Origin of the sequence: Actinoplanes sp. OR16 (genome assembly GCF_004001265.1) — a bacterium.
GTDB lineage: Bacteria > Actinomycetota > Actinomycetes > Mycobacteriales > Micromonosporaceae > Actinoplanes.
In genome coordinates, this window is record NZ_AP019371.1 from 827,269 (window position 1) to 852,530 (window position 25,262).

A 25,262-nucleotide genomic window follows, 5' to 3' on the forward strand; every position below is an offset into this window, starting at 1 on the left:
ATCCGCAGCACACTTGCCCGGGACGCCTCTCCAGGCATCGCGGCGGAAATCGTCGACGCGCGGGGAAACGCGCCGGCACGGCAGAGGTTACGGAGTTCTACCCATTCCGGTGGCGATTGACTACTCGTGAGTGCGGCGTTTTGCCGAACGGCTGCGGACCGCCTAGCTTTCTGCGCCATGAAGCAAACGACCAAGCGGTGGCTGGCCGCGGCGGCCGCGGTAGCGGCTTTCGTCGCCGTCAACCCGGCGCCCGCCCAGGCGGCACCGAACTTCCAGCGGCAGCGTCTGATCGCGACCGCGTACTACGGCACCATGGACATCATCGCCCGTGAGACGCTCGGCCTGAAGGCCCGGTTCATCACGGTCGGCGGTCGTCCCGTCCCCAACCTGATCGTCAACTTCGTCACGACGGGCGAGCGCTTCCCGATGTGCGAGGCGACCACGGACCTCAACGGCTGGGCCGAGTGCCGCAACGGCCCGATCCCGCCGCCGCAGTCCCTGGCCAACCTCCTCGTCAACGGCTACGACGCCGTTTTCGACGGCAACCGGTACTACTACCCGGTGGCCGCCCACAACAACATCGGCATCGGCTGACCTCGGTCCGCCACGCTCGGCAGCCCGGCCGGTGATCGGCCAGCCTCAGCCCCCCGATCACCGGCCGCCGCCGTTCCCGCAGCCCCTGCCCGGTCCGGGCCGGGGCTTTCCGCACTTCCCTTGTACGGCTGACCGCCCCGTTCTTCCCGGGTGACGCCGAAGGCCGCCCGGCGGGACCCCGGACGGCCTTCGGTGACGCGTCGCCGCGCCGGTGTGATGCTCTCAGCCGTACACCTCGTCGGCGGTGTCGTTCCAGAACGTGCCGATGTTCGAGGAGTACGTCCGCGGCGAGATGTCCAGCTGGCCCTTGCCGCCCTTGTCCCGGACGCTGCCCGGGTCGTCCGCGTACGAATTGTTGCGCCAGGACGACATCGTGTTGGCGAAGCCGTAGTCGTCGAGGTTCTGCCAGTACTCGTTGGCGAACTGCAGACGCCGGCCGCCACCGTTGATGTGCTCGTAGAGACAGAGGTAGCGGTCCGCGCAGGTCGGCAGCGCGGCGGTCGCGAGGCCCCGGGCCTTCGCCCGCACGACCAGCGCGTCGGTCTCACGCTTGTACCCGGACTTTGCGTCGGCCTCGGCGATGGTCGCGAAGCACTCCACGTCGCCCGGGCCCTTCACGGTGCACGACCGGGCGCCGCCCCAGCCCTTCGCGAGGTCGATCGTCGCGCCCTTGAACGTGGCGAGACCCTTGCCGCTCGACGCCTTGCCGGCCGTGGCGGTGACGGCCGCCGGCGGCGCGGACGGGGCCGGCACTCCGGCCAGCGCCGCGTTCGCCGGAGCGATCAGGAAGCCGGCCACGACGGTCGCGAAGACGATACGGAAACTGTTCTTCCTCATTGTCACCCTCCCTTTCAGCCCAGAACCTGATCGGTTTTGTCGTTCAACGTCGCGCCGACATTCGAGTTATAGGTGCTGGAGGAGAGAGTCCGCGTTCCGAATCCGCCGGAAGCGCCGTCGAAAATGCCACCGGTGTCGTTCGCACCCTGGTTGTTGCGCCACGACGAGAGAGTGTTCTCGAACGCGTATTCGCTGAGTTTCTGCCAATACTCGTCCTTGAAGATGAGCCGGCGCCCGCCACCGTTGATGTGCTCCCAGAGGCAGAGCCAGCCATTGGCGCAAGCGGGCGGGTCAGCGGCCGCGGCCTGCGCCGACACACCCGAGGCCCGCTGCTTCTGGGCAGCCTTGACCAGCGGGTCGTTCGTGCGGACATAGCCGAGTGCGCGATCCGCCTCGGCCGCGGTGGCGTAGCACTGAACCTCGGTCTTGGACCGGACGACGCAGGTCTGCGCCGATCCCCAGCCGTCCTTCTTGAGATCGATCGTGCTGTTCTTGAATTTCGCCACGCCACTGAAACCGGCTGCCGCCTGAGCGGCGCCGGCCGGCGCGATCGACATTGCCATCACGATTCCGGCCGCAGCGGCCAGCATTCCCCGTAAGCGCACTATTCCCCCGTGTCACAGTGGTTATTGACGCCAGTCACGGTAAGTGCCGGGATTTTCACGCACAAGCACTGTCGCTTCCGGACGCCTTCTGGTAACGACCTCCGCCGACCACAAGGTCATCGCGCGACGCGGTGTCCGGAAATAGCGTGGAGTCACCGGGGATTTGTGGTGATCTTGCGCTGGGCGAAGAAGTGGCGAACCCGACTTATGATCGGGATCCGGGTCAATTCACGAGTTCGAAAGATCGGCGGTGATATCCCGAGGGCGGCCGGACACAAGCAGGGCAGGAGGTTTGCATGACGACTGACGAGGAACGGTTCACGGCCCTCTACGAGCGCCACTACACCGACGTCGAGCGGTACGTGGTCCGTCGCGCTTCCGACGTCGCAGCCCGGGACGTCGTGGCCGACGTGTTCGTGGTGATCTGGCGGCGGATCGGGGATGTGCCCGAGCCCGCCCTGCCCTGGATCTACGGTGTCGCCCGGCGTGTCCTCGCCAACGAACTGCGCGGCGTACAGCGGCGCAGGCAGCTCGAACAGAAGGTCGCAGGCCACGCGGGCGACGACACCGCCGCCGACCACGCCGATGACGTGACGTCGGCGGCCGTCCTCGCCGCGGCGTTCGAGCGGCTTCCGGAGACCGACCGGGAGACGCTGCGGCTCATCGCCTGGGAGGAGTTGTCGACGCGGGACGCGGCGACCGCGGCGGGATGTTCCCTCGCGACGTTCGCCATGCGGCTGCACCGGGCCCGCCGGCGGTTACGCCGGGAGATGACCCCGCACACCGCGCCCACCGCCCTGCTCGCGCAACCCGGCCTGAACTGAAGGAGCACCCATGCTGACCCGAATGGCTGCGGAAGCCCGCGCCCTGGTGAAGCCGCTCGACCCGGCCGCGCACACCCAGCCGGTCGTCCCCGAGCAGGCCCGCGCCGAAGACCTGCGCCGCATCCTGGCCTCGGCCGGGCACGGCCACGCCCGCCGCGCCGGCAGTCCCCGGGCGGCCCGCAAACTGGCCTGGGGCTCAGCCGCCGCCGCGGTGGTGGCCGGCGCCGTGGCCACCGCCGTCACCCTGACCGCGTCCCCGAGCCTCGCCTACAACGCAACCCCGGCCCCGCTCGTGATCACCAAGACGGGTGACGCGGGCTCGGCAGCCGAGATCCTCACCGCGATCGCCGCCCGCGCCGAGAAGAGCCCCGCCACCGCCGGCGCCTACGACCACCTGGTGACCGAGAGCTGGAGTCTCTGGAGCCGCATCGACGACGAGCAGGTCACCTCGGCCGTGATCCCCACCCGAACCGAGTCCTGGCGCTCCGGCGACGACGCGGGCACGACCATCACCACCCTCGGCGCGCCCACTTTCCCCTCGAAGGCCCACCGCGAGGCCTGGGAGGACAGCGGCTCTCCGGGTGAGAAGACCACCCCCACGACGCAGTCCTTCGCCGAAGGCCGGTTCCCCGCGATGTGGTCCGACGAGCCGCCCACGGACCTGAAGGCCCTGCAGAACTGGCTGACGATCGGCCACCCCACCACGAACGGCCCCGCCGAGACGGTCGTGGCCATCACCGACCTGGCCCGCGAGAACGCGCTGACCCCGGCGACCAGGGCCAACGTCCTGCGCATCCTGGCGTCCCTGAAGGGCCTCACCCATGAGGGCACGGCGACCGACAGCCAGAACCGCGAGGGCGAGGCCTTCTCCCTGGTCTCCGACCACACTGGCCTGCCCACCCATTACACCCTGCTGATCGACCCCACCACGGGAGCCCTGCTCACCTACGAACAAGAACTCCGAACCACCGCGGGCAAGCTGGCGGTCAAACTCCCAGCGGTAATCAGCTACGAGCTCTACCTGAAAGCCGAAGAGACGAACCAACCCGGCTGACCAGAAGACTCCTGAAACCTCGGCCCGGCTCTACCCCCGTACCGGGCCGGGGTTTCAGGCGTTCCACAGCAACCAGGCAGCGAGAGGACACCCGGCAGTGGGGGTGCGGGTGGCGAAGCCCCCGCCTAGCGCGACGAAGTCGCGCAAAACAAAACGAGACCGGAATGGTCAGCGCTTCCAGCTGACACACTCCGGCCCCGGTCTCGTGGGCGATACTGGGATCGAACCAGTGACCTCTTCCGTGTCAAGGAAGCGCGCTCCCGCTGCGCCAATCGCCCGTGCGGTGCAAAACCCTGCGAGGTGGAGACGGGATTTGAACCCGTGTACACGGCTTTGCAGGCCGTTGCCTCGCCTCTCGGCCACTCCACCGTGGCGGCCGATGCTCAGATCAGCAACAGCCTTCTCCGAGCGGACGACGGGATTCGAACCCGCGACCCTCACCTTGGCAAGGTGATGCGCTACCAGCTGCGCTACGTCCGCACGCCCCCGGAACTTCCCGGCGACGGATGAAACACTAGCCGAGTGCTGCCACCGGCCGCAAAGCGGGTCCCCTACTGCGGGTCGCCGATGAGCCTGCGCACCTCGGCGAGGAGCTCGGCCTGGAAGGCGGCGACGCCACCGTCGGTGACGCCGACGCGGTAGTCGGGGCCGGTCTCGGGGTGGTCTGCCTGGGCGGGGTCGCAGTGCCGGACTGCTCCGTCAGCGTGGCCGGCGCTATACGCCTGCAAAGAATCGTCGATCACGGGACACAATCTCCCACTCCCTCGCCGCCGCGCCCACCGGTCGTCCGGCGAGACGAAATAGTCCGATATAGCGCGACTATGGCCAGATGGCTGAGGCGGCGTTCTTCCCGGGCCGACACCACAGTCGAAGCTCACCGTGGTCACAGACTCCCCATATGCACGGTGCCGATGCTGGTCTTCGGTGACCAGTCGAGGAGCCTTGATGAGCACGCACGAACGGGTTGAGCAGTCCGTTGACACCGAACCGGCCACGGCGGCCTTCCCTTCCGTCCCGCCGACAGCCACCGAGCGTGAGCCGAAGGCGGCGCCCGAGGCGGTGACGCCCCAGCCCGCCGAAGAGCCGACAGCGGCGCTGCCGTTGGCACCGACCACCGCGACCGAGACGATCGTTGCGCCGGTGACGCCCGCTGAGGTGGTTCCCACACCGCCGGACTGGGCTCGTACCGGACAGCTCATGGAGATGACCAGCACTCCGGCGGGGCCGGCGGCCTCTTCCGCGCCGATCGGTTCCGTGGCGGGTGAACCTTCGGCGGGCGGTGCCGGATCGGGTACGCCTGGTGAACCGCCGGCCGGTGGATGGGCGCCGCCGATGAGCGGTCCCGGCGCGCCGCCGCCCTGGACGCCGCCGTCGAAGGCCTCGGTGAAGGACCGATTCGCGAAGAGTCCCAAACTGGTGCTCGCCGCGGCGGTACTGGTCACCGCGGTAGCGAGTTCCGGCCTGACCGCCGGAATCATGTCGGCGACCGGCGGCGACGGCTCGTCCACCTCGGGCGTGACGGTCCAGCAGGGCGGCCCCGGCAACGGCGGCATGCGAGGCGGCGGCGGCTTCGGCAGTGGCGGCGGCTTCGGCGGCCAGGGCCAGGGCGGCGGTGGCTTCGGCCAGGGCAGCCAGGGCGGCACCACTACGCAGGACGGCACCACTACGCAGGACGGCACCACTACGCAGGACGGCACCACACAGAACGGCACGACCCAAGACGGCACGACCCAGAACGGGACCACTGAGAACGGCGCTACTCAGAACGGCACGCTTCAGCAGGGCACGACCGGCCAGGGCTTCCCCGGCGGCACCCTGCCAGATGGCCAGTCCCAGACCCAGACCGAACAGGGCACCGGCACCTGATCGGCTCATAACCCGAAGGCGGCGCGACTCCCCTCCCCTCCCTTCGTCGCGTCGCGTCGCGTTCCGTCCCGTCCCCTCGCGGATCTTGAGCGATCTCCCACATTCCCGTGTCGAAAATCGCTCAAGATCCGCGAAGTAGGAGGGCGGCGAAGGCAGCGAAGGCTCGGGCGGCGCGGGCAGCGAAGTGGGCGGGCGGCGCGGGCTACAAAGGCGCGGGCGGCGAAGTGGGCGGGCGGCGAGGGCTACAAGAGGGCGGGCGGCGAGCGCGGCGAAGTGGGCGGGACCTGCGGTCAGAGGCCTAGCAGCGTTGCGTCCTTTGCCACTTCGCGGAGGCGGGTGGCGGGGTCGGGCAGTAGGCGGCGGGTCTGGCGGTTGAGGAGGCCGGCCACTCCGGTGACGGCGGCCACCGGGGTGCCGTCGACGCGTACGTAGTCCTGGGCCACCTGGAATGTCTTGCCCGAGCCCCACGTGAAGGCGCAGGAGACGTTGAACTCGTCGCCGGCTCGTAGTTCTCTCAGGTAGCGGATCGTCGTCTCCAGGACCACCGGGCCGAAGCCGGCGCCGAGGAGGACGTCCGGGGTGACGCCGGCGGCCATGAAGCACTGCCAGCGGGCGTGTTCCCCGTATTGCAGGTAGACGGCCTGGTTCACGTGGCCTTGAAGGTCGAGTTCGTATCCGCGTACTGCGATCCGCACCTGATACATCGCCTGATCGTCACACACTGTGGGGGTGAAGAGCGTCCCCGTCCTGCTCCGCCCGGTGGTCGCGGTCACCGATCGCGTCCGCACCGGCACCCGGCTCGGCGTGGTGGTGCTCGCGCTCCTCGTGCCGGGTGCGCTCGCGACCGGCATGTACACGTGGGTGACCAGTGCTGACATCAGCTTCAGCACGCGGGAACGGGACGGTGCCGACGCGCTCCGCCCGGTGCTGGCGGCGCTGGCCGAGACGGCTTCCGCCCGTACGACGGATCTGGAAGCGATCCGGGAGGCCGCCGCCGCCCATCCGGACCTGGACCTCGCTGAGGCCGCGTCCGCCGTGCCGGAGGCCGGCGACGGAAGCACGGGGAACCGCCTGGCCACGGCATCCGGACTGGCGTCCATGGCGTCGGTGATCGGGAACAACTCGAACCTGATGCTGGATCCGGATCTGGACTCGTTCTACGTGATGGACGCCCAGGTGGTGCAGGTGCCGCAGGCACTGCTCGCCGCGTTGCAGGCGTCCGCGCCGGGCCTCACCACGGCGTCGCAGGCGGTGCTGGCCGGGCGGCTCGCCGGCTACGCCGCGGCGCTGGAGAACGACGTCGCCACCGCCGTCGCCAACACCGACGACCAGGAGCTCCGGCAGAGGCTCACGCCGGTGAACGCGCTGGCCACCGAGATCAGCGCGCTGGCCACAGTGCTCACCGGCTCGCTCGACGATCCGGGGCCGGCCGACCCGTCCGAGGCCGCCGCGGCGGCCGTGGCGGCGGTCGGCCCGCTGCACGAGAGCCTCGCCGCGCTCCTCGACGACCGGATCGCCGCCTACCGGACGGAACGCGGCGTGATCCTGGCGATCTCCATCGGCGGCTTTCTGCTGGCCCTCTGGTGCGCGGCCGCCGTGCTGTGGCGGATGAGCAACGACGTGCGGCAGAACGTGGCGGCCGTCTCCGCGATCGCCGCCGCCGATCTGGAGCCACGGCCGGTGCCCACCGGCAAGGACGAGATGGGTGACATCGGCCGCGCGCTGGAGGTGGCCCGTTGCCGGCTCGCCGAGCAGGAGGCCGCGCTCGCCGGCGCCGCGCAGGCCCGTGAGCAGCAACTGAAGGCGGGGTTCCTGCACCAGAGGCAGGCGGAGGCACAGTTCCGCCGGCGTACCCAGGAAGTGATCGACGAATCCACCGGGGTGATCGCCGACGAGTTGCGGCAGGTGCAGGACAAGGTCGGCGAGGTGACCGGCGCGTCGGATCTGATCGACGAGCGGATCAGCGACGCGGACGACGCCACGAGGGCCATCGTGCGGCAGGCCCAGGACGCCGAGCACGTGATCGCCTCGCTGGAGGAGAGCCTGCGCCGGGTGGCCGAGACGGCGGCGCTGGTCACCGGCATCGCGGGCCAGACCCGGCTGCTCGCCTTGAACGCGACGATCGAGGCGGCGCGGGCCGGTGATCTCGGGTACGGCTTCACGGTCGTGGCCGACGAGGTGAAGCAGCTCGCCAACCACACCGCCGAGTCGACCGACCAGATCACCCGGACGATCGACGATCTGAAGAGCGACACCACGGCGATGGCCCGGACCATCACCACGATGATCGAGGGGATCGCCGGGGTGGGTGACGCGGCCACCTCACTGCGATCGGTCGCCGCCGACCAGGGCCGGCTCATGGACCGGCTGGCCGAGCAGATGGCCGCCACGCTGGGCCGGATCGAGGACATGGCCGGGCTGGCCGGGAGCCTGGAACGCCGCGAGCACGACCGGATCGCGGCGGCCGGCCGGGTCGTCCTCACCCGGCCGGGCATCGCCCCGGTGGAGGCGGTGCTGGTGAACGTCTCCGCCGGTGGCCTGCGCTGCCAGGTGCCGGACAGCCGGCAGTTCGACGAGGGTCACGACCTGAAGGTGCAGCTGGACAGCGGTGGCGAGCATCTGGAACTGGTGGCGCGGGTGGTGAACAGGGACGGCCCGGAGATCGGCCTCCAGTTCATGATCACGGATGAGGGGCTGGCCGAGCGGCTGGTGTCGTTCGCTGATCGATTGATGTCCACCGACTGAACTGGGCCTGCGCCTGGCGTTCGCTGCGGTTCAGCAGGTACGACCGCCCGCCCGGCAGCCGCCCCACGCCGTGGCTGACCACCAGGTTGGCGAGGATGCGCCCGAGCCCGTACCAGGGGAGCCGGTACGGCAACCCTAGATCGCGCATCGCGGCCGGTCCGAGCAGCCAGCAGCTGACCGAGAGCGCCCGCTCCCGTTCGTACGTGCCGCGCCACCCGGGAACGTCGTCGGCCATGTGGATGAGCGCCCGGGCCAGGGCCGTGCTGTTGGCGTCCGGCGGCGGATCGTTCGACAGGAAGTGGTAGAGGAGGCGGCGGCCGCGGCGTTCGGTGTGCGGCAGCCACTGTTCGTCGACGCCCATGAGCCAGCCGACGTAGCTCCACAGGTGCATGACGGCCGCGGCGTCGGCACCGGAGACGCGGACGCCGAGCAGCCGCAGGTGCAGCAGGAAACTGGTGCTGAAGACGCCGAGGGTGCTGGCCTGGTCATACTGGTTGATCGGCAGGCCGCGCAGCTCGTGGTCCCAGGTCGGATCCGCTTCCAGCCGCGCGTTGAGCAGGGCGTGCATGAGCCGGACGTGCAGGGTGAGCCGGAATCCCGCGGCGCCCGGTTCGAGGCCGCCCGGCGCGGTCACGGCCCGCCACCAGATCGACGTCTCCTTGATCCGGCGCAGCGTCTCGCCACCGGCCAGCCGCCCGGTGCGCACCAGCGGTTCGAGGGCCGCGGCGGTGCGGTAGCCGCCGAGCAGGGAGCCGTACGCGAGGACCAGCCCGGCGTCCATCCCGAACGTCCGGCAGGCCTCGGCGCCCTGGCGCACCAGGTCGTCGTCGACCCAGCCGGGCTTGCGCTGGACGGCCGTGTAGAGGTCGCCGAGCTCGTCCAGCGATCCGGACGCGAAGATCCGGTGCACGTCGGCCGGCCTCATCGACCGGACCAGCGCGTCGGCGAGGTCGTCGCGGCGGTTCAGCCCGGCGGCCAGGGCGGCCAGCTCATCGGCGCTCGGCGTGGCGTCCGGGCCGGCCACCAGGCGCAGCGGGCGGGCGGCCTTCTCGGACCACGCCCGGTCCAGGCCGAACCTCGTGGGCGTCGTCGTGGTCATGCATCGACGATAAAGTGAGCCGGCCTCAGCACCAATCGGGTCGCCGGACTCGCTCATCGACCTGACGCCGACGCCGGATCTCCTGGTCCTCGGTCCGACCACTCCCTGAGTCGCCGCAGGTGATCGTCGGCGTGTCTGGAAGTGATCGGCGCACGCCCGAGGACGATCTCCCCGGTGGAGCCGTCGATGGTGACGAGGGTTCCCTCGGCGATGACGCGCTGCCCTGCTCGTACCTCGGCAGACCCGACCTCGATCGCCGCGCGGACCACCGCGGGTTTCCCCATCGAACGGGCCACCACCGCGGCGTGGCTGGCCGGTCCTCCCTGCACGGTGACGACCCCGGCGGCAGCGGCCAATCCGTGCATGTCGAGCGGTGATGTATGCGTTCTGACCAGCACGACGGGCCCGTCCGACGCCATCCGCACGGCCCGATCCGCACTCACCGCGATCCGTCCGGCGGCGACACCGGGGCTGGCGCCCCTGCCTTTGGCGATTATCTCGAGCCCATGTCCGAAACCAATCATTTCTGTACGAGCGGCCCGCACGTGCGAGGGCCGCACCCGCAGCACAGCGTCCGCGTGGTCGATCACGCCTTCGTCGGCGAGGTCGACGGCGACCCGGACCACCGCGGCGGCGGCCAGCCCACCGGGCCGCACCTGCAGGAACCAGAGTCTCCCGGCGTCCACCGTGAACTCGACGTGGCAGACGTCCCGGTAATGCCGCTCCAGCCGGCGCAGGGCGGCCCGCAGCTCTTCACGGATCGGGGAAGGCAGCTCGCCGAGCGGCAGCGTCGGCGACTCCCCGGCGACCACCACGTCACCCCGCGCCCGCCGCGCCACCTCCCCGAACAACCCCGGCGCGCCGGTGTTCGGGTCCCGGCTGAACGCCACCCCGGAGAAACTGTCGTCGTCCCGGTCGCCGAAGACCATGGTCTGCACGATCACCCAGGTGCCGAGGTCGTGGGGGATGCCGTGCAGCTCGCGGTAGGTGACGGCACGCGGGCTGTCCCAGGAGGCCGCCACCGTGCGGACGGCGTCGGCCAGCTGATCACTGCGGACGTCGAGGACGGTGTCCATCATGCCCGGCATCGAGACGGCCGCGCCGGACCGCACCGACACCCGTCCGCCCAGCTCGTCGCCGAGGTTCCGGTCCGGCGTCCCTCCCGGCGGGATGGCCCGCCACGGCGGCACCGGCAGGCCGAGATCGCGCAGGACGATCAGGCCCTCCTCCTTGGCCGACCTCACCGGGGGATCCCGAGCGTCGCCAGGAGATCTTCGTGGAGCTGGAACCAGATCACGTGGTACGACTCCAGGCTGTCCGCCAGGTGCTCCCGATGACCGTTTCTGACCTCGGTGAGGGCTGCGGTCAGGCGTACGCGGTAGCGCCCGAACCGGGACAGTCCCGCCAGGACCGCGCCGGCCCGGGCGTCCAGGTCCTCGAAGCGGCGGATGATCCGTTCGTCGTGCTCCGGATCGGTGTGGTCGTTCAACTGCCAGGCCGAGCAGAGGTCGAGCAACTCGGGATTGAGGACCAGGAATCGTTCGTACGCCCGGGTGACCGCCTCCCGCTCTCCCGTCGCGTCGAGTCCGGCGCCGGTCCGGCGAGCGTCCTCGGCCCGGCCCACATCGGTCAGGCCCCAGCCACCGAACTCGCGGGTGACCAGCCCTTCCACGGCGAGGTCGATGAGCTCGGACTCGGTGTCGGCGTCGCTGAGGCCGGCGGCGTGTGCCACCCGGGGCAGCTCGGCGAAACCGATGCAGCGAAGGGTGTGCAGGACGTCGCTCATCGGTCCTCCCGTGTCACCGCGTAGGCCGCGCCCCGGCCGCTCGCCCTGGCCACGATCCGGCCGCCGCTGATGCGGACCGCCATCTGCGTGCTGTCGTCCACCTCCGCCTCGACCGCTGCGGCGATCATGCCCCGCTCGTCGAAGACCAGCTGGAACGGGAAGGTCGCCTTCGGCAGACAACCGGTCAGTTCAGCGATCCTCAGCCTGATCAGTGCGCCGGTCTCGGCGGGGTCGGCGGTCACCACCGCGATCGTGGCGCGTTCACGGGAACGGACCGCCTCCTCGGCCGCTGTCAGGCGAGCGGATCCGAGGACTGTCACGAGGCCGTCGCCGGTCAGGTCGGCGGGGCGGCCGGTCAGGGCGTCGGTCAGGCCTTCCGGGGGTGTCCAGGGAGCCCGGACCTGCGCCGCCGGCGCGACGAACGGCAGGTAGGGCGGATCCCAGCCGCCCGGGACGTCCATCGCGGCCAGATGGCGGCAGGCGGCCACCACATCGAACGGGTCACCGAACCCGGGCGCCGACCGGGCCAGTTCTCGCGCGCCGTGAAGCATCGTCAAGAGCAGCGCTGTCCGGCGTACCGAATGATCCAGAACTGTAGCCAGGAGCAGCGCCTCCAGATGGGCTATTCCGGTCAATGCGGTCCGCCCTGGCTCGTCCTCGAAGACGCTGGCGAGCGACTGGGACCGCAGCCTCCCGTCGGCGGGCGAGTCACCTGCCAACGGGAGGCGGTCCAGCCAGGCGCGGGCGAACTCCGCGGCGGCGTCCTCTGGGGCATTCTGGAGATCTTGGAATGGCGCAGGCATCGCATCGAGCAGCACCGCTAGATAGAGGGCCCTCTTGCTGGGGAAATTCGAGTAAACAGCCCCGCGCGTGAGGTCGGCCCGCGCCGCTATCCGATCGATTTTGGCATCCGCGAAGCCGTGCTCGCGGAACTCGTCGGCGGCCGCCGCGAGCACTACTGAACGCGTGCGGGCCTGCTGTTGCACCCTGGTGAGCCGGACCATGCCCACCAGGATACTCACGTCATCCGGATGTTCGGAACATCTGACTACTGCTGCGCTCCGAGTTTGACCTGTGCGGAACCGGTCTTGCCGTTCCGCGTGTAGTCGACCTTGACGATGTCGCCGGGGTTCTTCGTCAGCGTCACCGCCGCGATGTCGTTCGTCGAGGAGACCGGGCTGCCGTCGATCGACGTGATGATGTCGCCGGGCTGGATGCCGGCCTGCGCGGCGGGGCCGTTCGGCACCACCGACCGGACGTAGACGCCGCCCGGCTGATTCTGCGTCGCCGGAACCGTGATCAGGCTGAACCCGAAGAACGCGTGCGTGACCGTCCCGGTGTCGATGATCTCGTCGGAGACCGCCTTGGCGTGGTCGACCGGAATGGCGAAGCCCAGGCCGATGTCGCCGCTGCTGCTGCCACCCGACGAGTCCGGGATGCTGGCGCCCGCCGACGGCACACCGATCAGCTCGCCCGCGCAGTTCACCAGTGCGCCACCACTGTTACCCGGGTTGATCGCCGCGTCGGTCTGCACGGCCGAGACCAGCAGCGCCGTCTGCCCGTCGTCACCCGGAACCTCGATCGTCCGGTCCAGCGCGCTGACGATCCCGGACGTGACCGTGTTCGACAGGCCCAGCGGCGCACCCAGCGCCACCACCGGCTGGCCCACCTGGACGTCCTCGGACTTACCGAAAGCGATCACCGGAAGGTTCGACTGCCCATCCACCTTGATCACTGCGAGGTCCGACTTGGGGTCGCGCCCGGTGATCACGGCAGGCACGGTCCGCCCGTCGTTGAACAGCACACTGACCTGCCCGCCGTCCGCAGCCAGCGAGATCACGTGGTTGTTGGTGAGGATGTACCCCTCCGACCGGATGATCTCCCCCGATCCGGTCCCGCCGGCCTGCCCGTTCGTCGCCGAGATCGTCACGACGCTCGGCAGCACCGCATCCGCCACACCGGTCGCCGCACAGGTCTCCGCGGTCCCCGGCAACGGCACAGCCCCTGGACTACCCGCCGCCGTCTGCTCGTTCGACGAGACCGCGACCCCTCCCACCACAGCCCCGAGCACGGCTGCGACCGCTATACCCACCCACGTGACCCAGCCCCCGCCGGAGGGGCGCGCCGCCCCGCTACCGGTATCCATAACCACCGCCTTCACCGATGCCGAAGCTCCCAGCAAAGGCCCATTCCCACCCCCGGACATCCCCCGCAGAGAATGACCTCTGTCCCGGCCGCCCCTGCGAAGCCGACCGCGACCTGGACCTGTCACCAGCCCGTCTGCCCTGACCAGCGAGGGGGGGACTGTCAAGAAAACGGTGTAACTCGATCTTGTTGAGGGTTAGTTGCGGCCTGCGGTGAGCCGTCCTTCGAAGGCGAGGTCGAAGGCGTTGAGGGCGGGTTTCCAGCGGATGGTCCAGCGGCGGCGGCCAGCGCCGGTCGGGTCCAGGGCCATCACGGCCAGGTAGACGCATTTCAGGGCGGCCTGCTCGTTCGGGAAGTGCCCGCGGGCCCGGACGGCGCGGCGGATGCGGGCGTTCACGCTCTCGATCGCGTTGGTGGAGCAGACGACCTTACGGATTTCGGCGTCGAACGCGAGGAACGGCACGAACTCGGCCCAGGCGTTCTCCCAGAGCCGGACGATCGCCGGATATCGCTCGCCCCAGGCCTCAGCGAACTCCAGGAAGCGCTGCTCGGCAGCCTGCTCGGTCGGTGCGGTGTAGACCGGCTTGAGTGCCTTGGCGATGGCGTCGTAGTGCTGGCGGCCGGCGTATTTGAACGAGTTGCGCAGCAGGTGCACCACGCAGGTCTGGACCACGGTCTTCGGCCAGACGGTGTTGATCGCGTCAGGCAGCCCGGTCAGGCCGTCGCAGACGGCCATCAGCACGTCCTCGACACCACGGTTCTTGAGCTCGGTGCACACGCTGAACCAGAACTTGGCGCCTTCGCCGCCGTCGCCAGCCCAGAGCCCGAGGATGTCGCGGGTGCCCTCGGCGGTGACCGCGAGGGCGACGTAGATGGGCCGGTTGGCGACTTTGCCGTCGCGGATCTTGACGTTGATCGCGTCCAGGAAGATCACCGGATAGACCCTGTCGAGGGGCCGGTTCTGCCACTCGGCCATGCCGTCGATGACCTTATCGGTGATCGTGGAGATCGTCTGGCGCGAGACGTCGGCGCCATAGACCTCGGCCAGGTGAGCGCTGATCTCCCCGGTGGTCAGGCCTTTCGCCGACAGCGACAGGACCATGTCCTCGACACCAGTCAGCCGACGTTGCCGCTTCTTGACGATCTGCGGCTCGAACGAGGCGTCGCGATCGCGCGGCACGGTGATCTCGACCGGGCCGACATCGGTCAGCACGGTCTTGGCCCGGGTCCCGTTACGGGAGTTGCCGCCGTCTTTGCCGGCCGGGTCGTGTTTCTCATAGCCGAGGTGATCGGTGATCTCACCATCGAGGGCGGCTTCGATCACTCGCTTGGTCAACTGCTGCAGCAGACCGCCTTCGCCGGTCAGTTGCAGGCCCGCTGCGCGGGCCTGCTCGACCAGCTGGCCGACTAGCTCGGCATCCACGCCTTCCGGGGTGGTTGCCGGATCCTTCTTCTTGGCCACCGCCGAAGTATCCACGGTGGCATCGATCGTCACGGTCATCTGGTGTCTCCTTGATCAGGAGTTACACCGTTTTTCTTACAGTCCCGCGAGGGGTGCCGGGGGATCTTGGATCATCGGGGCTTAGCGGAAACTTGCAGGTGTCATGGGCCCCACGATCCTCCACCAATCCGCCGGTGCAGGAGCAGGCGAGCAGTGCCATTGCGTTCTGTCGCTCGATTGAGGCCGTCGGGGGGGGTACGGCGTTCAGCCGGCCGAGCATGTCGACGAGGTCGAGGGCGGCGTGGAAGTGAACGCGCGCCGGTGATCACGCCCCCGCGTGCCACCCGTCCCCTGCCTCTGCCGGCGGTCGGCGGTCGGCGGTCACCGGTAGGCAGTCGGCGGTCGGCGGTCGGCGCTCGGCGGTCGGCGGCAGAGGCAGGGGGCGGCCGGCGCTCAGCAGGGGGCGGCCGGCGCTCAGCAGTCGGCAGGCAGCAGTCAGCAGTCAGCAGTCAGCAGTCGGCAGTCGGCAGTCGGCAGTCGGCAGTCGGCCGGATCTTGAGCGATCCTCGCCACCCCGCTGGACAAAGTCACTCAAGATCTGCGATGGAAGCTTGGCGAGAGTGCGACGCAGTACAGCGCAGGCGGACGCGCAGGCAAGGGCGGACGCGCAGGCGGGGCGGACGCGCAGGCGGGGCGGACGCGCCGTCAGGGGCCGCAGACAAGGAGGGCCGCAGGCAAAGGCGGACCCGAGGTGCGGTGCCGGTCGCAGCGCCGGAGCGGAATTGCGGGACGCGGAAGCGCGGTGACGCAGGAACACAACAGCACGCGGGAAGCGGGACAGCCGAACAGGCTGGCGTGTGCCGAAGCGCAGAGATGTGAGTACGTCAGCTACGGCTCAAGCGAGCGGCGGAAAGGGTGACCGCTCGATCAGAGCGAACTGGGGATCCCTCGCCCGGCGGGACGGCTCCGGCTCGGTTGGGCGAGCGCGAGTGGAGCAAGCGCAGATGACGTGGCACCTTCAGCGAGACCATCCACGCAGGGTGAGCCCGGCAGATGGGGTGCGGGTGGCGAAGCCCTCGCCTAGCGCGACGAAGTCGCGCAAAACAAAACGAGGCCGGCTGGGTCAGCGCTTCTGGCTGACACACTCCGGCCCCGGTCTTGTGGGCGATACTGGGATCGAACCAGTGACCTCTTCCGTGTCAAGGAAGCGCGCTCCCGCTGCGCCAATCGCCCTGGCATGTGGTGCAGAAAAACATGCGAGGTGGAGACGGGATTTGAACCCGTGTACACGGCTTTGCAGGCCGTTGCCTCGCCTCTCGGCCACTCCACCGAGGTGGCCCCGAGTAACAGGCCGCTCCGAGCGGACGACGGGATTCGAACCCGCGACCCTCACCTTGGCAAGGTGATGCGCTACCAGCTGCGCTACGTCCGCGTGTCTCCGGTGTGTCCCGGCGACGGACAAAACATTAGCCGGTCATGCCGCCCGCCGCCAAACCGGGGTACCCCGGCGTGTCGTCACCTGCGAAAACGCGCCAGGATCGGGAGTGTGGAGCTGACTACCTGGTACTTGGAACAGACCGACGCCGCGCAGATCCGGGCCGGGCGGGAGCCGGCGGAACCGGTGGAGATCCGGCGGGCGGAGGTGCCGAGCCCGGAGTTCAGCCGGTTCCTGTACACGGCGGTGGGCGGGGACTGGTTCTGGACGGACCGGCTGCCGTGGACGTGGCAGCAGTGGCACGACTGGCTGGCGGCGCCGGGCGTGGAGACGTGGGTGGCGTGGGTACGCGGAACACCCGCCGGCTACATCGAGCTCGACGGCCGGGCGCCGGAAGAGGTGGAGATCGCCTATTTCGGGCTGCTGCCACAGTTCGCGGGGCTCGGCATCGGCGGTCACCTGCTCACCGAGGGCCTGCGCAGGGCGTGGGCGCAGGGGTCGCCGACCCGCCGGGTGTGGGTGCACACGTGCAGCCTGGACGGACCGGCGGCGCTGGCGAACTACCGGGCGCGGGGCATGACCCTCTACCGCACCGATGTCACGCCTCGCACGAGCACGGCGGAAACCCCGGGTCCGTGGCCGGGGGCACGCGACGCCTAACCGAGTCGGCGAGCCATCCCGAGCGAGTGCGGCGCGGTCTCCCGGAACCCGTGCCGTTCATAGAGGCGACGCCCGGGAGGATCGGCGAGCAGGTTCACGTACGCCCCGGCCGGAGCATCCCGGCGGATCCGTTCGAGCAGGGCCGTCAGCACGGCGTCGCCGAGCCCGCGGCGCTGGTGATCGGGCGAGACGGCCATGTCGATGATGTGGAAGTACCAGCCGCCGTCGCCGAGCACGCGGCCCATGCCGACGGTCGCGCCGGACTCCTCGTGGATCACGTGCACCGCCGCCCAGGCGCCGCCGAGCCCGGCCGCGGCCTGCTCCCGGGAGGGCGGGGTGAGGCCGGAGTCGATGCGCAGCGCCAGATAGGCGTCGAGCGAGGGCGGTCCGTCGGCCAGCCGGTACCCCGGCGTCAGCGTGGTCATGTCACCAATGATCACCTGGCGATGGGAAGGCCCGGGGAGGTGTACGCCCGGCCGTCATCGGTGACGGCCGCCGACTCGTAGCCCTCGGCCACCCGCTTGGCCAGCCAGGACAGCCCCGTCTCGCCCATCGCCAGGGCAGCCGTCGCATAGGCGTCCGCCACGGCCAGATCGGGGCCGGTCACGGTGACCGATCGGAGGCCGGTGGCCGGCTTGCCGGTGCGCGGGTCGTAGACGTGCGCCCCCCGCTCGTACGTCCCGGAGGTGGCGACCGCGCCGTCGGCGAGTTCGAGCACCCAGCTCAGCTTGTCCGCCTCCCACGGGTGCCGGACGCCGACCCGCCACGGCCGGCCGGACGGGCCGGAGCCGCGCATCCGGATGTCGCCGCCGGCGTTGATGTAGTGCCGCCGCGAGCCGGCCTCGGCGAGTTTGCGCGACGCCACCTCGACGGACCAGCCCTTGACGTAGCCGGACGGGTCGAGGGCGCCGCCGGCGTACGCGTCGAAGTAGCCGTCGGTCTCACGCCACAGGTCGGCGCAGCGGTCGAGGACGAGCCGCAGGTCCGGTGAGGCGTCCTGGAGTTTCAGGGCGCCGTCGCGGAAGCGGCAGACCTCACTGTCCGGCTTGTAGGTGCTGAAGCGGGCATCGACCTCGTGAAACCACGAACACACCAGATCGACCAAGCCGGAGTCCTCCGAGTCGGCCAGCTCGATACTGACCGCCGTACCCATCACCTGCTCGACGTGCCGCACGCGTGAACCCTACGCGCCCGCCTTGTCCAGGGCGGCCTGAAGAGACTCGACGTACGACTGGCTCGTGTACGTGGCCCCCGACACCCCGTCCACTTCGGCGCTCTGCGCCTGCAGGGTGGCCGCGGCGAGCTTCCTCACCGCGTTCGGGTTGATGGTGCCGCTGAAGCCGTCGGTCGGGTACGTGGCGTCGGCAGCCGAGATCTTGCCGCCACTGATCTTGATGGTGACCTGGACGGTGCCGTACTCGTTCTGGGCCGCCTTGCCCTTGTAGGTGCCGGCCTTGAGCCCGGCCTCCTCCTCTTCGGCCGGCGATTCGGCAGGAGCGGCCTCCTTCTTCTTGGAAGCCTTCTTGCTGGCCGAGGGAGAGGGCTCAGCGGCGGCCTCCTCCGAGTCACCCGAGTCCCCGTCGGCGGGGGCCTCCTGCGCCACCGGGGAGGTCGCCACCGGCGCGTCCGGCGGCTGCACGCTCAGGCGCACCCCGAGGATCAGGGCCGCGCCGGTGAGGGTGCCGACAGCAGCTGCGGTACTACGTCGCATTCCGAACTCCCAGAAGGTCTAGAACTCGAAGGGGTCGAGGTGGATCTGGCTCTGCGGCACGTCGAGGTCGTGCAGCGTGCCGACCGCCGCGTTGACCAGTCCGGGCGGGCCGCAGAGGTAGACGTCACGCCGGTTGACGTCCGGCACCAGGCCGCGCAGCCCTTCGGGGGTGAAGAGCCGCCGCGGGCCGGGGTCGTTGCGGCCGCCGACGATGTACCGCACCCAGGCGTCCCGCTGCTCGGCCAGGTCTTCCAGCTCGCCCCGGAAGACCAGTTCGTCGGGCCGGCTGGCGCGGTAGATCACGATGGTGTCGGCGGGCATGTCCTCGAGCAGCGCCCGGATCGGGGCGATGCCACTGCCACCGGCGATCAGCAGGGCACGGCGGCGGGTACGACGCTGGGCCGTGAACGTGCCGAACGGCCCCTCGGCCCAGACCGGGGTGCCCGGCCGCATCGTCGCCAGCTTCGCGGTGTGCCCGCCGGCGATCGTCACGGTGAGCCGCAGCCACTGGCCGTTCGGGGCGGCGGAGAGCGAGAACGGGTGCGACTGCCACCAGCCGTTCGCGGTGAGGAACCGCCAGCGCATGAACTGGCCGGCCTGCACCGGGATCTTGTCGAGCCGCTTGCCCTCGATGTAGATCGAGAACGTGTTGGCGCCCTCGCCGACCACCTCGGCCACGGTGAACCGGTGCCGGGCGTTGAGCCAGACCGGCTCGACGACGCGGCCCCAGAACAGCGCCGCGATGGTGAGGCAGCCGAGGAACGGCCAGAAGACCGAGGCGAACCTCCCGCTCATGTCGGCGCCCGCGGAGATCTGGTGGGCGTACCCGAGCAGCAGCACGGCATAGCCGGCCAGGTGCAGGAGATGCCAGAGCTCGTACGGCAGGACGTTGCGGATGAATCGGATCGACGTGAGCGCGATCAGCACCAGGAGCACTGTCGCGACCGTGGCGCTGATCATGTCGGGGAAGGTCGTGATCACGGTCCAGCCCTGCTCGACGACGCCGGTCCCGGCGGTGAGCGCGTAGCCGTACACGATGAAGACGACGTGGCCGACGACGGCGGCCAGCAGCGAGGTGCCGAGCCAGCGGTGCCAGCGCAGCAGGTCGCGCGATCCGACCCACTCCTCCAGCCAGGAGACCCGGCTCATCATGAGCAGCTGGATGAAGAGCAGGTAGCCGCCGATCACGCCGGTGATACGACCGGCCGCGAGCATCATGCTGGTGGTGTCGCTGACCGCGCCGGCCTGGGTGTTGAAGAGCCAGAGGGAGATGCTGGTCGCCAGGCCGGAGAAGAACAGCAGCACGGTGAGCAGCCGGTTGCCACTGGTCGCCTCGGCGGGCGGACGGTCGTCGGGGATCGGGACGCCGGTTCCGGCCTTCCAGCCGGTCGGGTCGGTGAGGGACTCCACGACGACTTCGCCGCGGCGGTACGGATCGGCGGCTTCGTCGCGGCGATAGGGATCAGCCTGCGAAGAAGCCGGCCAAGGCGGCATCGACGGATTGTCCCAACCGGGCCTGTCGAAACCGGGGCCGTCGGAGCGCAGATCCGCGAAATACCCGTCGTCGTCGGGCAGCTCGCGTTGGTCCTGGTAGGCCGGTATGGCCATGTCGTCCTCACCTGCCAGCAGTCGTCTCACGGCGTCTGCCACCCCCTGCGGCTGACGTGACGACCCCGGTCGGCGAGGAGCCGTCAGAGATGGGTACGCGCCTGATCGCCGGTTGGCTCAACGACCCTCCGGAAAATTCCGATCCGCGGGATCGGGATAGGTTGCCCGCATGGAGAACCCGGAGGTGGTCACGGTTGTCGGCATCGGCGCCGGCGGCTGGTCAGACCTTTCCGGTACGTCGCAACGCGCGCTCGCCGCCGCCGACGCCGTCTTCGGCAGCTCGCGCCAGCTCGGCCTGCTGCCGGACTCGATCGCCGCTCGCCGTGTCCCCTGGCCGTCTCCGCTGGTCCCGGCCCTGCCCGGGCTGCTGGAAGCGGAACGCGGCCGGCGGGTGGCAGTGCTCGCCAGCGGCGACCCGATGTTCCACGGCATCGGTTCGACGCTGGCCCGGCTGCTCGGCCCGGAGCGGATCGCCGTCCTGCCGCACCCGTCGTCGGTCTCCCTCGCCGCCGCCCGGCTGGGCTGGGATCTGGCCTCCGCCGACGTGGTGAGCTTGGTCACCGCCCCGACCGGGATCCTTCATCGCTGGGTCAACCCGCACCGGCGGCTCCTCATCCTCTCCACCGGCGCGGACACGCCTGCCGCGGTAGCCGCGCTGCTGACCGAGCGTGGCTACGGGTCGGCGTCGCTGACCGTTCTGGAGCAGCTGGGCGGGCCGGGCGAGCGGGTCGTCGCGGGTACCGCCGGCGGCTGGGTGCTGCCGCCCGGCGATCCCCTCAACGTGGTCGCGGCCGAGCTGGGCGACGGGCCGCCGGCTTCCTGCGTGCCAGGGCTTCCCGACGATGCGTACGAGGGGGACGGCCAGCTCACCAAGCGTGAAGTCCGGGCGGTGACACTCGCCGCGCTGTCACCGGCGCCGGGACAGCTGCTGTGGGACGTCGGAGCCGGCTCCGGGAGCATCGCCATCGAGTGGATGCGCAGCCACCCGGCGTGCCGGGCGATCGGCATCGAGTCGTCCGCCGACCGGGTCGCCACGATCACCGCGAACGCGGCAGCCCTCGGCGTCCCCGGGTTGCGGGTGGTGCACGGCCGGGCGCCGGAGGCCCTCGACGGGCTGCCGCAGCCCGACACGATCTTCATCGGTGGCGGCGTGACCCGCGACGGCGTCCTGGATCGCTGCCTCGCCGCGCTGCGACCCGGTGGCCGGCTGGTCGCGAACGCCGTCACCGTCGAGTCGGAGGCGGTCCTCGCCGCCGCGTACGCGAAGCACGGCGGTGAGCTGACCCGGCTCACCGTGCAGCGCGGCTCGCCGGTCGGCGGTTTCACCGGCTGGCGCTCGTTCATGCCCGTCACGATCTGGTCGGTGGTCCTCCCATGACAGTGCACTTCATCGGCGCCGGACCGGGCGCCGCCGATCTCATCACGCTGCGCGGGCACCGGCTGATCGCCGCGGCGCCGGTCTGCCTGTACGCCGGCAGCCTCGTCCCGGCCGAGCTCCTCGAAGCGTGCCCGCCCGGCGCCCGCCTGGTCGACACCGCGAACCTGAACCTGGACGAGATCGTCGCCGAGATGGTCGCCGCTCATGAGGCCGGTCACGACGTGGCGCGGCTGCACTCCGGCGACCCGTCGGTGTTCAGCGCCGTCGCCGAGCAGATGCGGCGGCTGGACGCGGCCGGGGTGCCGTACGACGTGACGCCCGGTGTCCCCGCCTTCGCCGCCGCCGCGGCGTCGCTGGGACGCGAGTTCACGGTTCCGGGTGTGGCGCAGACCGTGATCCTGACCCGGACCGCCGAACGGGCCACCGCGATGCCGCCGGGCGAGGATCTGGCGACGCTCGGCGCGAGCCGGTCCACGATGGTGCTCCACCTGGCCGTCCAGCGGATCGGCGCGGTGGTGGCGGAGCTGGTCGGCAACTACGGCGCGGACTGCCCGGTCGCCGTGGTCGCGCGGGCCAGCCGGCCGGACGAGCTGATCGTGCGGGGCACGCTCGCCGACATCGCCGGCCGGGTCGAGGACGCGGGCATCAAGCGGACCGCCGTGATCGTGGTGGGCGCCGCGCTGACCGCCGGGCAGTTCCCGGACAGCCACCTCTACTCGGCCGATCGCTGCCGGTCGTGAGGATCCTGCTGCTGGGCGGCACGTCGGACGCCCGGCAGCTCGCCACGCTGCTGGTCGAAGCCGGTCATGACGTGATCAGCTCGCTGGCCGGGCGGACCCGGGAGCCGCTGCTGCCGGCCGGCCGGGTGCGGATCGGCGGGTTCGGCGGCGTCGCGGGGCTGGCCGCGTTCCTGCGGGACGAGCGGATCGACGTGCTGATCGACGCGACGCATCCGTTCGCTGCGACGATCACCTCGAATGCGGCACTGGCCTGCGGGGATGTTCGAGGTCACGGCCCAGTGAGCAGGAGTGCCGGCGTACCGCGAATGGTCTTGCGCAGACCGGGCTGGATCGCCTCGCCGGGCGATGAGTGGCACCGCGTCGCGTCGCTCGACGCCGCCGCCGGCTTGATCCCGGAGCTGGGCCACCGGGTGTTCCTGACGACGGGACGGCAGGGCATCGCGGCGTTCGCGGGACTCGACGGCTGCTGGTTCCTGGCGCGCTCGGTGGAACCGCCGGACGGGATCGTGCCGCGGCGGCTCTCGGTGATCCTCGACCGGGGACCGTTCACGGTGGACGGTGAGCGGCGGCTGATGACCGATCACCGGATCGGCGTGCTCGTCACGAAGGACAGCGGCGGCGCGGACGCGAAGCTGGTGGCGGCCCGGGAACTCGGCCTTCCGGTGGTGATGGTGGATCGGCCCGTGCTGCCGCCGGGTCCCGTGGTGTCCACCCCCGCCGAGGCCATCGCTCTATTGGCGGAAAACTGACACTGCCGAGGGGATCCGGATCGGGGGTGATCGGTGCGACGCTCGGGATATGCCGGGGTCAGCGCTGCACGCGGAGTTGAACGCGGTGCGGACGGCCGTGTCGCACGCCCTCGCCGAGGTCAGCGTCGCCAGTGAGTTCGGGCAGTTCTGGATCCGCTCGGCGTGCGCCCGCCTCGCCGCCGTCGACGCCGTCCTCACCGAGGCCGCGGGTGTCGTCTCGATGCCGGCGCAGGCCCTCGTCATGGGCGCCGTCTCGTTCGCCGCGGTCCTCGTCTCCACCGGCGCCGCCCGCGCCGCCGGACTGGGCACCACAGGCACCCTGATCGCCGCGGTGCCGGCGCTGCTCGTGGTCGCCGCGGTGACGCCGTGGGCCGGCCGCCGGATCCGGATGGCACTAGGCCGGCGCCGACTCGCCCGGCTGCCGATGCCACAGGTTCCGGGTCCGGTTCTGATCACCGTGCCGGACTTCCTGGCCCAGACCCGGGTTCGGCTCGTCTCGGCCGCCCTGCGGCACGTCGGCTCGAAGCGCTGGACGTCGCCGGAGCTGGCGTTCGCCGCCCGCGTCGATCCGGTGACGCGGCGGCTGGCCGAGGCGGATCTGCTGCTCTGCCAGAGCATCGACTGCCTGGAGAGATACCTCCACGACCTGGCCAAGGGGTGAGGGCGGTGCGGCATCGGGATGATCCGTTCGCCGGTCGGGCGGCGCCCCGGCTCGCGCGGATCGAGCGGGAGCTGGCGGCCGTGGTGAGGGACGCGCAGGTCCGGGACTGGTCCGCTGACCGTCCCGACCGGGTGGGGTTCGCCCGGCTCGGGAGTGTCCTCAGTGACGTCCGGCGGGCGCGGCGGCGATACAGGAGGCCGGTCCGAGTGGCCGTACTGCCACTACTTTCCGGGATTTTTCCGTTATTTCTGGTCGGTGACGGTGATCCGCTTCTTCTCGCTGCCGCGTCCGCTGCCGGAGTGCCGGCCGCGTTCCTCCTCCTGGCCGTCGTGCGATCGGTGCGACGACGGCCGGCATCGGGGCCGGCCGCGATCGACGACCCCTACCTCTACGCGTCGCTGCGCCGCCGGATCGAAGCCTGCGCGGTGGCGGCCCGGGCCGATCGCTCCTACCGCCGGCGGGCTGCCGCCACCGATCTGGAATACGCGCTCGACTGGCTGGCGGCCGCGCAGGAGGAGCTGCCCCGGCGGGTGTGAAGCCCCTCACTGTCACACTCCGCCGCCGTGACTCGTCCTCCTCATGACCTCACGAACAAGGGAGCGATCATGAAGGCAGTCATCGTGGGCGGCACCGGCCAGACCGGGAGACTACTGGTCGAGGCGTTGCGGGCGCGGGGGCACGAGGCTATTCCGGCATCCCGGTCGACGGGCGTGGACGTGATCACCGGCAAGGGCGTGGACGAGGTCCTCACCGGCGCCGACGTGGTGGTGGACGTGACGAACGCGCCCGATTACGGGACCGCCGCGCAGTTCTTCCGCGAGTCGTCCGAGAACCTGACCGCGGCGGAGCGGACGGCCGGCGTCGGGCACCACGTCGTGCTCTCCATCGTCGGGCTGGAGCCGGGCGAGGCGCACCCGTACTACCGGGCGAAGCTCGGCCAGGAGGCGGCGGTGAAGGCCGGCGGCGTCGACTACACGATCGTGCGAGCCACCCAGTTCTTCGAGTTCCTCGACACGGTCGTCGGCTCGGGCACCAGCGGCCCCGACGTGAGGCTGCAACCGGTCGCCCTGTCCGATCTGGTGGCGTACCTGGTCGAGATCGCCGAGGGCGCGCCGGTGAACGGCATCGTCGAGATCGCCGGCCCGGAGGTGGTCACGATCGGCGAGCTGGGCTCCACGGCCGGCAGCGGCTGGATGGGCGCGGACGTCGAGGACGGCGCCCTGGTGGCCGGGCCCGGCGCGCGGCTGGGCTCGACCACCCTGGCGGCTTGGCGTTCATAGCCGGGTCCTGTCGTGGGGGCGGCCCTTTGACGGCCGCCCCCACG

26 protein-coding genes and 6 tRNA genes are annotated in these 25,262 nt (G+C 70.6%); 12 read left to right on the top strand and 20 right to left on the bottom strand.

Annotation, left to right across the window (positions count from 1 at the left end; translation table 11 throughout):
- Window positions 1-177: 177 nt before the first annotated feature.
- Window positions 178-594 carry a hypothetical protein gene (locus tag EP757_RS03680; protein WP_127542801.1) on the top strand — a complete coding sequence of 139 codons (417 nt, stop codon included), beginning with the start codon at window positions 178-180 and terminating at the stop codon, window positions 592-594.
- 222 nt (window positions 595-816) lie between these two features.
- Here the strand turns inward: EP757_RS03680 and EP757_RS03685 are convergent, their stop codons facing one another.
- Together EP757_RS03685 and EP757_RS03690 are read right to left on the bottom strand one after the other, a co-directional pair.
- Window positions 817-1,431 carry a peptidase inhibitor family I36 protein gene (locus tag EP757_RS03685; protein ID WP_127542802.1) on the bottom strand — a complete coding sequence of 205 codons (615 nt, stop codon included), beginning with the start codon at window positions 1,429-1,431 and terminating at the stop codon, window positions 817-819.
- A 14-nt stretch (window positions 1,432-1,445) separates the two neighbouring features.
- Window positions 1,446-2,021: a peptidase inhibitor family I36 protein gene (locus tag EP757_RS03690; protein WP_127542803.1), complete on the bottom strand. Its 576-nt coding sequence runs from the start codon at window positions 2,019-2,021 to the stop codon at window positions 1,446-1,448.
- Window positions 2,022-2,332: 311 nt separating this feature from the next.
- On the opposite strand from EP757_RS03690, the gene EP757_RS03695 reads away from it, so the two are divergent.
- Both EP757_RS03695 and EP757_RS03700 read left to right on the top strand, forming a co-directional pair.
- Window positions 2,333-2,860, top strand: a complete 528-nt coding sequence (locus EP757_RS03695) for an RNA polymerase sigma factor (protein ID WP_127542804.1) — start codon at window positions 2,333-2,335, stop codon at window positions 2,858-2,860.
- Between the two features lie 10 nt (window positions 2,861-2,870).
- Entirely contained in the window at window positions 2,871-3,914 is a 1,044-nt protein-coding gene (locus EP757_RS03700) for a CU044_5270 family protein (RefSeq protein WP_127542805.1), read from the top strand.
- Window positions 3,915-4,120: 206 nt separating this feature from the next.
- Here EP757_RS03700 and EP757_RS03705 read toward each other — a convergent pair.
- From EP757_RS03705 to EP757_RS03720, 4 genes are all read right to left on the bottom strand, one after another.
- A tRNA-Val gene (locus EP757_RS03705) sits at window positions 4,121-4,192 on the bottom strand.
- 20 nt (window positions 4,193-4,212) lie between these two features.
- Window positions 4,213-4,283, bottom strand: a tRNA-Cys gene (locus EP757_RS03710).
- Window positions 4,284-4,321: 38 nt separating this feature from the next.
- Window positions 4,322-4,394, bottom strand: a tRNA-Gly gene (locus tag EP757_RS03715).
- 71 nt (window positions 4,395-4,465) lie between these two features.
- Complete coding sequence (locus EP757_RS03720; RefSeq protein ID WP_127542806.1) at window positions 4,466-4,657, bottom strand: hypothetical protein; 192 nt, start codon at window positions 4,655-4,657, stop codon at window positions 4,466-4,468.
- 202 nt (window positions 4,658-4,859) lie between these two features.
- On the opposite strand from EP757_RS03720, the gene EP757_RS03725 reads away from it, so the two are divergent.
- Window positions 4,860-5,780 carry a hypothetical protein gene (locus EP757_RS03725; protein WP_127542807.1) on the top strand — a complete coding sequence of 307 codons (921 nt, stop codon included), beginning with the start codon at window positions 4,860-4,862 and terminating at the stop codon, window positions 5,778-5,780.
- Window positions 5,781-6,070: 290 nt separating this feature from the next.
- On the opposite strand, the gene EP757_RS03730 is transcribed toward EP757_RS03725, so the two are convergent.
- Window positions 6,071-6,484 carry a thioesterase family protein gene (locus EP757_RS03730; protein ID WP_127542808.1) on the bottom strand — a complete coding sequence of 138 codons (414 nt, stop codon included), beginning with the start codon at window positions 6,482-6,484 and terminating at the stop codon, window positions 6,071-6,073.
- A 25-nt stretch (window positions 6,485-6,509) separates the two neighbouring features.
- Here EP757_RS03730 and EP757_RS44575 point away from each other — a divergent pair, with 25 nt between their 5' ends.
- Window positions 6,510-8,525: a methyl-accepting chemotaxis protein gene (locus EP757_RS44575; protein ID WP_127542809.1), complete on the top strand. Its 2,016-nt coding sequence runs from the start codon at window positions 6,510-6,512 to the stop codon at window positions 8,523-8,525.
- On the opposite strand, the gene EP757_RS03740 is transcribed toward EP757_RS44575, so the two are convergent.
- From EP757_RS03740 to EP757_RS03790, 9 genes are all read right to left on the bottom strand, one after another.
- Window positions 8,461-9,624, bottom strand: coding sequence for an oxygenase MpaB family protein (locus EP757_RS03740; RefSeq protein ID WP_127542810.1), 1,164 nt, complete (start codon window positions 9,622-9,624; stop codon window positions 8,461-8,463). The two genes, EP757_RS44575 and EP757_RS03740, sit on opposite strands and share 65 nt — an antisense overlap.
- A gap of 53 nt (window positions 9,625-9,677) precedes the next feature.
- Window positions 9,678-10,868, bottom strand: coding sequence for a PEP/pyruvate-binding domain-containing protein (locus tag EP757_RS03745; protein WP_232050359.1), 1,191 nt, complete (start codon window positions 10,866-10,868; stop codon window positions 9,678-9,680).
- Window positions 10,865-11,410 (bottom strand): transcriptional regulator, encoded by a 546-nt coding sequence (locus EP757_RS03750; protein ID WP_127542811.1) that lies wholly within the window; start codon window positions 11,408-11,410, stop codon window positions 10,865-10,867. The genes EP757_RS03745 and EP757_RS03750 overlap by 4 nt, the downstream gene beginning before the upstream one ends.
- Window positions 11,407-12,432 carry a TetR/AcrR family transcriptional regulator gene (locus EP757_RS03755; RefSeq protein ID WP_232050360.1) on the bottom strand — a complete coding sequence of 342 codons (1,026 nt, stop codon included), beginning with the start codon at window positions 12,430-12,432 and terminating at the stop codon, window positions 11,407-11,409. The genes EP757_RS03750 and EP757_RS03755 overlap by 4 nt, the downstream gene beginning before the upstream one ends.
- A 26-nt stretch (window positions 12,433-12,458) precedes the next feature.
- Window positions 12,459-13,556 carry a S1C family serine protease gene (locus tag EP757_RS03760; protein ID WP_127542812.1) on the bottom strand — a complete coding sequence of 366 codons (1,098 nt, stop codon included), beginning with the start codon at window positions 13,554-13,556 and terminating at the stop codon, window positions 12,459-12,461.
- A 195-nt stretch (window positions 13,557-13,751) separates the two neighbouring features.
- Window positions 13,752-15,056, bottom strand: coding sequence for an IS256 family transposase (locus EP757_RS03765; protein ID WP_232049958.1), 1,305 nt, complete (start codon window positions 15,054-15,056; stop codon window positions 13,752-13,754).
- A gap of 1,101 nt (window positions 15,057-16,157) precedes the next feature.
- Window positions 16,158-16,229, bottom strand: a tRNA-Val gene (locus EP757_RS03780).
- A gap of 26 nt (window positions 16,230-16,255) precedes the next feature.
- A tRNA-Cys gene (locus tag EP757_RS03785) sits at window positions 16,256-16,326 on the bottom strand.
- A 29-nt stretch (window positions 16,327-16,355) separates the two neighbouring features.
- Window positions 16,356-16,428: transfer RNA gene (locus EP757_RS03790), tRNA-Gly, on the bottom strand.
- Window positions 16,429-16,542: 114 nt separating this feature from the next.
- Here EP757_RS03790 and EP757_RS03795 point away from each other — a divergent pair.
- The gene (locus tag EP757_RS03795) at window positions 16,543-17,091 is read left to right on the top strand and encodes a GNAT family N-acetyltransferase (RefSeq protein ID WP_160165760.1); all 549 of its coding nucleotides are present in this window, start codon (window positions 16,543-16,545) and stop codon (window positions 17,089-17,091) included.
- Here EP757_RS03795 and EP757_RS03800 read toward each other — a convergent pair.
- The 4 genes from EP757_RS03800 to EP757_RS03815 are packed head-to-tail and all read right to left on the bottom strand — an operon-like array spanning window position 17,088 to window position 20,440.
- A complete protein-coding gene (locus EP757_RS03800; protein WP_127542814.1) occupies window positions 17,088-17,516 on the bottom strand; it encodes a GNAT family N-acetyltransferase in 429 nt (142 codons plus the stop codon). The two genes, EP757_RS03795 and EP757_RS03800, sit on opposite strands and share 4 nt — an antisense overlap.
- An 11-nt stretch (window positions 17,517-17,527) precedes the next feature.
- On the bottom strand, window positions 17,528-18,244 hold the full coding sequence (locus tag EP757_RS03805; protein ID WP_127554070.1) for an FAD:protein FMN transferase: 717 nt from the start codon (window positions 18,242-18,244) through the stop codon (window positions 17,528-17,530).
- Window positions 18,245-18,274: 30 nt separating this feature from the next.
- Window positions 18,275-18,802 carry an FMN-binding protein gene (locus EP757_RS03810; RefSeq protein ID WP_127542815.1) on the bottom strand — a complete coding sequence of 176 codons (528 nt, stop codon included), beginning with the start codon at window positions 18,800-18,802 and terminating at the stop codon, window positions 18,275-18,277.
- A gap of 18 nt (window positions 18,803-18,820) precedes the next feature.
- Complete coding sequence (locus tag EP757_RS03815) at window positions 18,821-20,440, bottom strand: ferric reductase-like transmembrane domain-containing protein (protein ID WP_232050361.1); 1,620 nt, start codon at window positions 20,438-20,440, stop codon at window positions 18,821-18,823.
- 139 nt (window positions 20,441-20,579) lie between these two features.
- On the opposite strand from EP757_RS03815, the gene cbiE reads away from it, so the two are divergent.
- From cbiE to EP757_RS03845, 6 genes are all read left to right on the top strand, one after another.
- A complete protein-coding gene (gene cbiE, locus EP757_RS03820; RefSeq protein WP_127542816.1) occupies window positions 20,580-21,788 on the top strand; it encodes a precorrin-6y C5,15-methyltransferase (decarboxylating) subunit CbiE in 1,209 nt (402 codons plus the stop codon).
- Window positions 21,785-22,528, top strand: a complete 744-nt coding sequence (gene cobM / locus EP757_RS03825) for a precorrin-4 C(11)-methyltransferase (RefSeq protein WP_127542817.1) — start codon at window positions 21,785-21,787, stop codon at window positions 22,526-22,528. The genes cbiE and cobM overlap by 4 nt, the downstream gene beginning before the upstream one ends.
- A complete protein-coding gene (locus EP757_RS03830; RefSeq protein WP_127542818.1) occupies window positions 22,525-23,277 on the top strand; it encodes a cobalt-precorrin-6A reductase in 753 nt (250 codons plus the stop codon). Before cobM ends, EP757_RS03830 begins: the two co-directional genes overlap by 4 nt.
- Before the next feature lie 49 nt (window positions 23,278-23,326).
- Complete coding sequence (locus tag EP757_RS03835; RefSeq protein ID WP_127542819.1) at window positions 23,327-23,938, top strand: hypothetical protein; 612 nt, start codon at window positions 23,327-23,329, stop codon at window positions 23,936-23,938.
- Between the two features lie 5 nt (window positions 23,939-23,943).
- Window positions 23,944-24,474: a hypothetical protein gene (locus EP757_RS03840; protein ID WP_127542820.1), complete on the top strand. Its 531-nt coding sequence runs from the start codon at window positions 23,944-23,946 to the stop codon at window positions 24,472-24,474.
- A gap of 69 nt (window positions 24,475-24,543) precedes the next feature.
- The gene (locus EP757_RS03845) at window positions 24,544-25,218 is read left to right on the top strand and encodes an SDR family oxidoreductase (protein ID WP_127542821.1); all 675 of its coding nucleotides are present in this window, start codon (window positions 24,544-24,546) and stop codon (window positions 25,216-25,218) included.
- Window positions 25,219-25,262: the final 44 nt, after the last annotated feature.

Bases quoted from the DNA above. Each gene is read 5' to 3' on its own strand.
- EP757_RS03680 (WP_127542801.1), top strand. From the start codon at position 178: ATGAAGCAAACGACCAAGCGGTGGCTGGCCGCGGCGGCCGCGGTAGCG.
- EP757_RS03685 (WP_127542802.1), bottom strand. From the start codon at position 1,431: ATGAGGAAGAACAGTTTCCGTATCGTCTTCGCGACCGTCGTGGCCGGC.
- EP757_RS03690 (WP_127542803.1), bottom strand. From the start codon at position 2,021: ATGCTGGCCGCTGCGGCCGGAATCGTGATGGCAATGTCGATCGCGCCG.
- EP757_RS03695 (WP_127542804.1), top strand. From the start codon at position 2,333: ATGACGACTGACGAGGAACGGTTCACGGCCCTCTACGAGCGCCACTAC.
- EP757_RS03700 (WP_127542805.1), top strand. From the start codon at position 2,871: ATGCTGACCCGAATGGCTGCGGAAGCCCGCGCCCTGGTGAAGCCGCTC.
- EP757_RS03725 (WP_127542807.1), top strand. From the start codon at position 4,860: ATGAGCACGCACGAACGGGTTGAGCAGTCCGTTGACACCGAACCGGCC.
- EP757_RS03730 (WP_127542808.1), bottom strand. From the start codon at position 6,484: ATGTATCAGGTGCGGATCGCAGTACGCGGATACGAACTCGACCTTCAA.
- EP757_RS03740 (WP_127542810.1), bottom strand. From the start codon at position 9,624: ATGACCACGACGACGCCCACGAGGTTCGGCCTGGACCGGGCGTGGTCC.
- EP757_RS03750 (WP_127542811.1), bottom strand. From the start codon at position 11,410: ATGAGCGACGTCCTGCACACCCTTCGCTGCATCGGTTTCGCCGAGCTG.
- EP757_RS03760 (WP_127542812.1), bottom strand. From the start codon at position 13,556: ATGGATACCGGTAGCGGGGCGGCGCGCCCCTCCGGCGGGGGCTGGGTC.
- EP757_RS03765 (WP_232049958.1), bottom strand. From the start codon at position 15,056: ATGACCGTGACGATCGATGCCACCGTGGATACTTCGGCGGTGGCCAAG.
- EP757_RS03800 (WP_127542814.1), bottom strand. From the start codon at position 17,516: ATGACCACGCTGACGCCGGGGTACCGGCTGGCCGACGGACCGCCCTCG.
- EP757_RS03805 (WP_127554070.1), bottom strand. From the start codon at position 18,244: ATGGGTACGGCGGTCAGTATCGAGCTGGCCGACTCGGAGGACTCCGGC.
- EP757_RS03810 (WP_127542815.1), bottom strand. From the start codon at position 18,802: ATGCGACGTAGTACCGCAGCTGCTGTCGGCACCCTCACCGGCGCGGCC.
- cbiE (WP_127542816.1), top strand. From the start codon at position 20,580: ATGGAGAACCCGGAGGTGGTCACGGTTGTCGGCATCGGCGCCGGCGGC.
- cobM (WP_127542817.1), top strand. From the start codon at position 21,785: ATGACAGTGCACTTCATCGGCGCCGGACCGGGCGCCGCCGATCTCATC.
- EP757_RS03835 (WP_127542819.1), top strand. From the start codon at position 23,327: ATGCCGGGGTCAGCGCTGCACGCGGAGTTGAACGCGGTGCGGACGGCC.
- EP757_RS03845 (WP_127542821.1), top strand. From the start codon at position 24,544: ATGAAGGCAGTCATCGTGGGCGGCACCGGCCAGACCGGGAGACTACTG.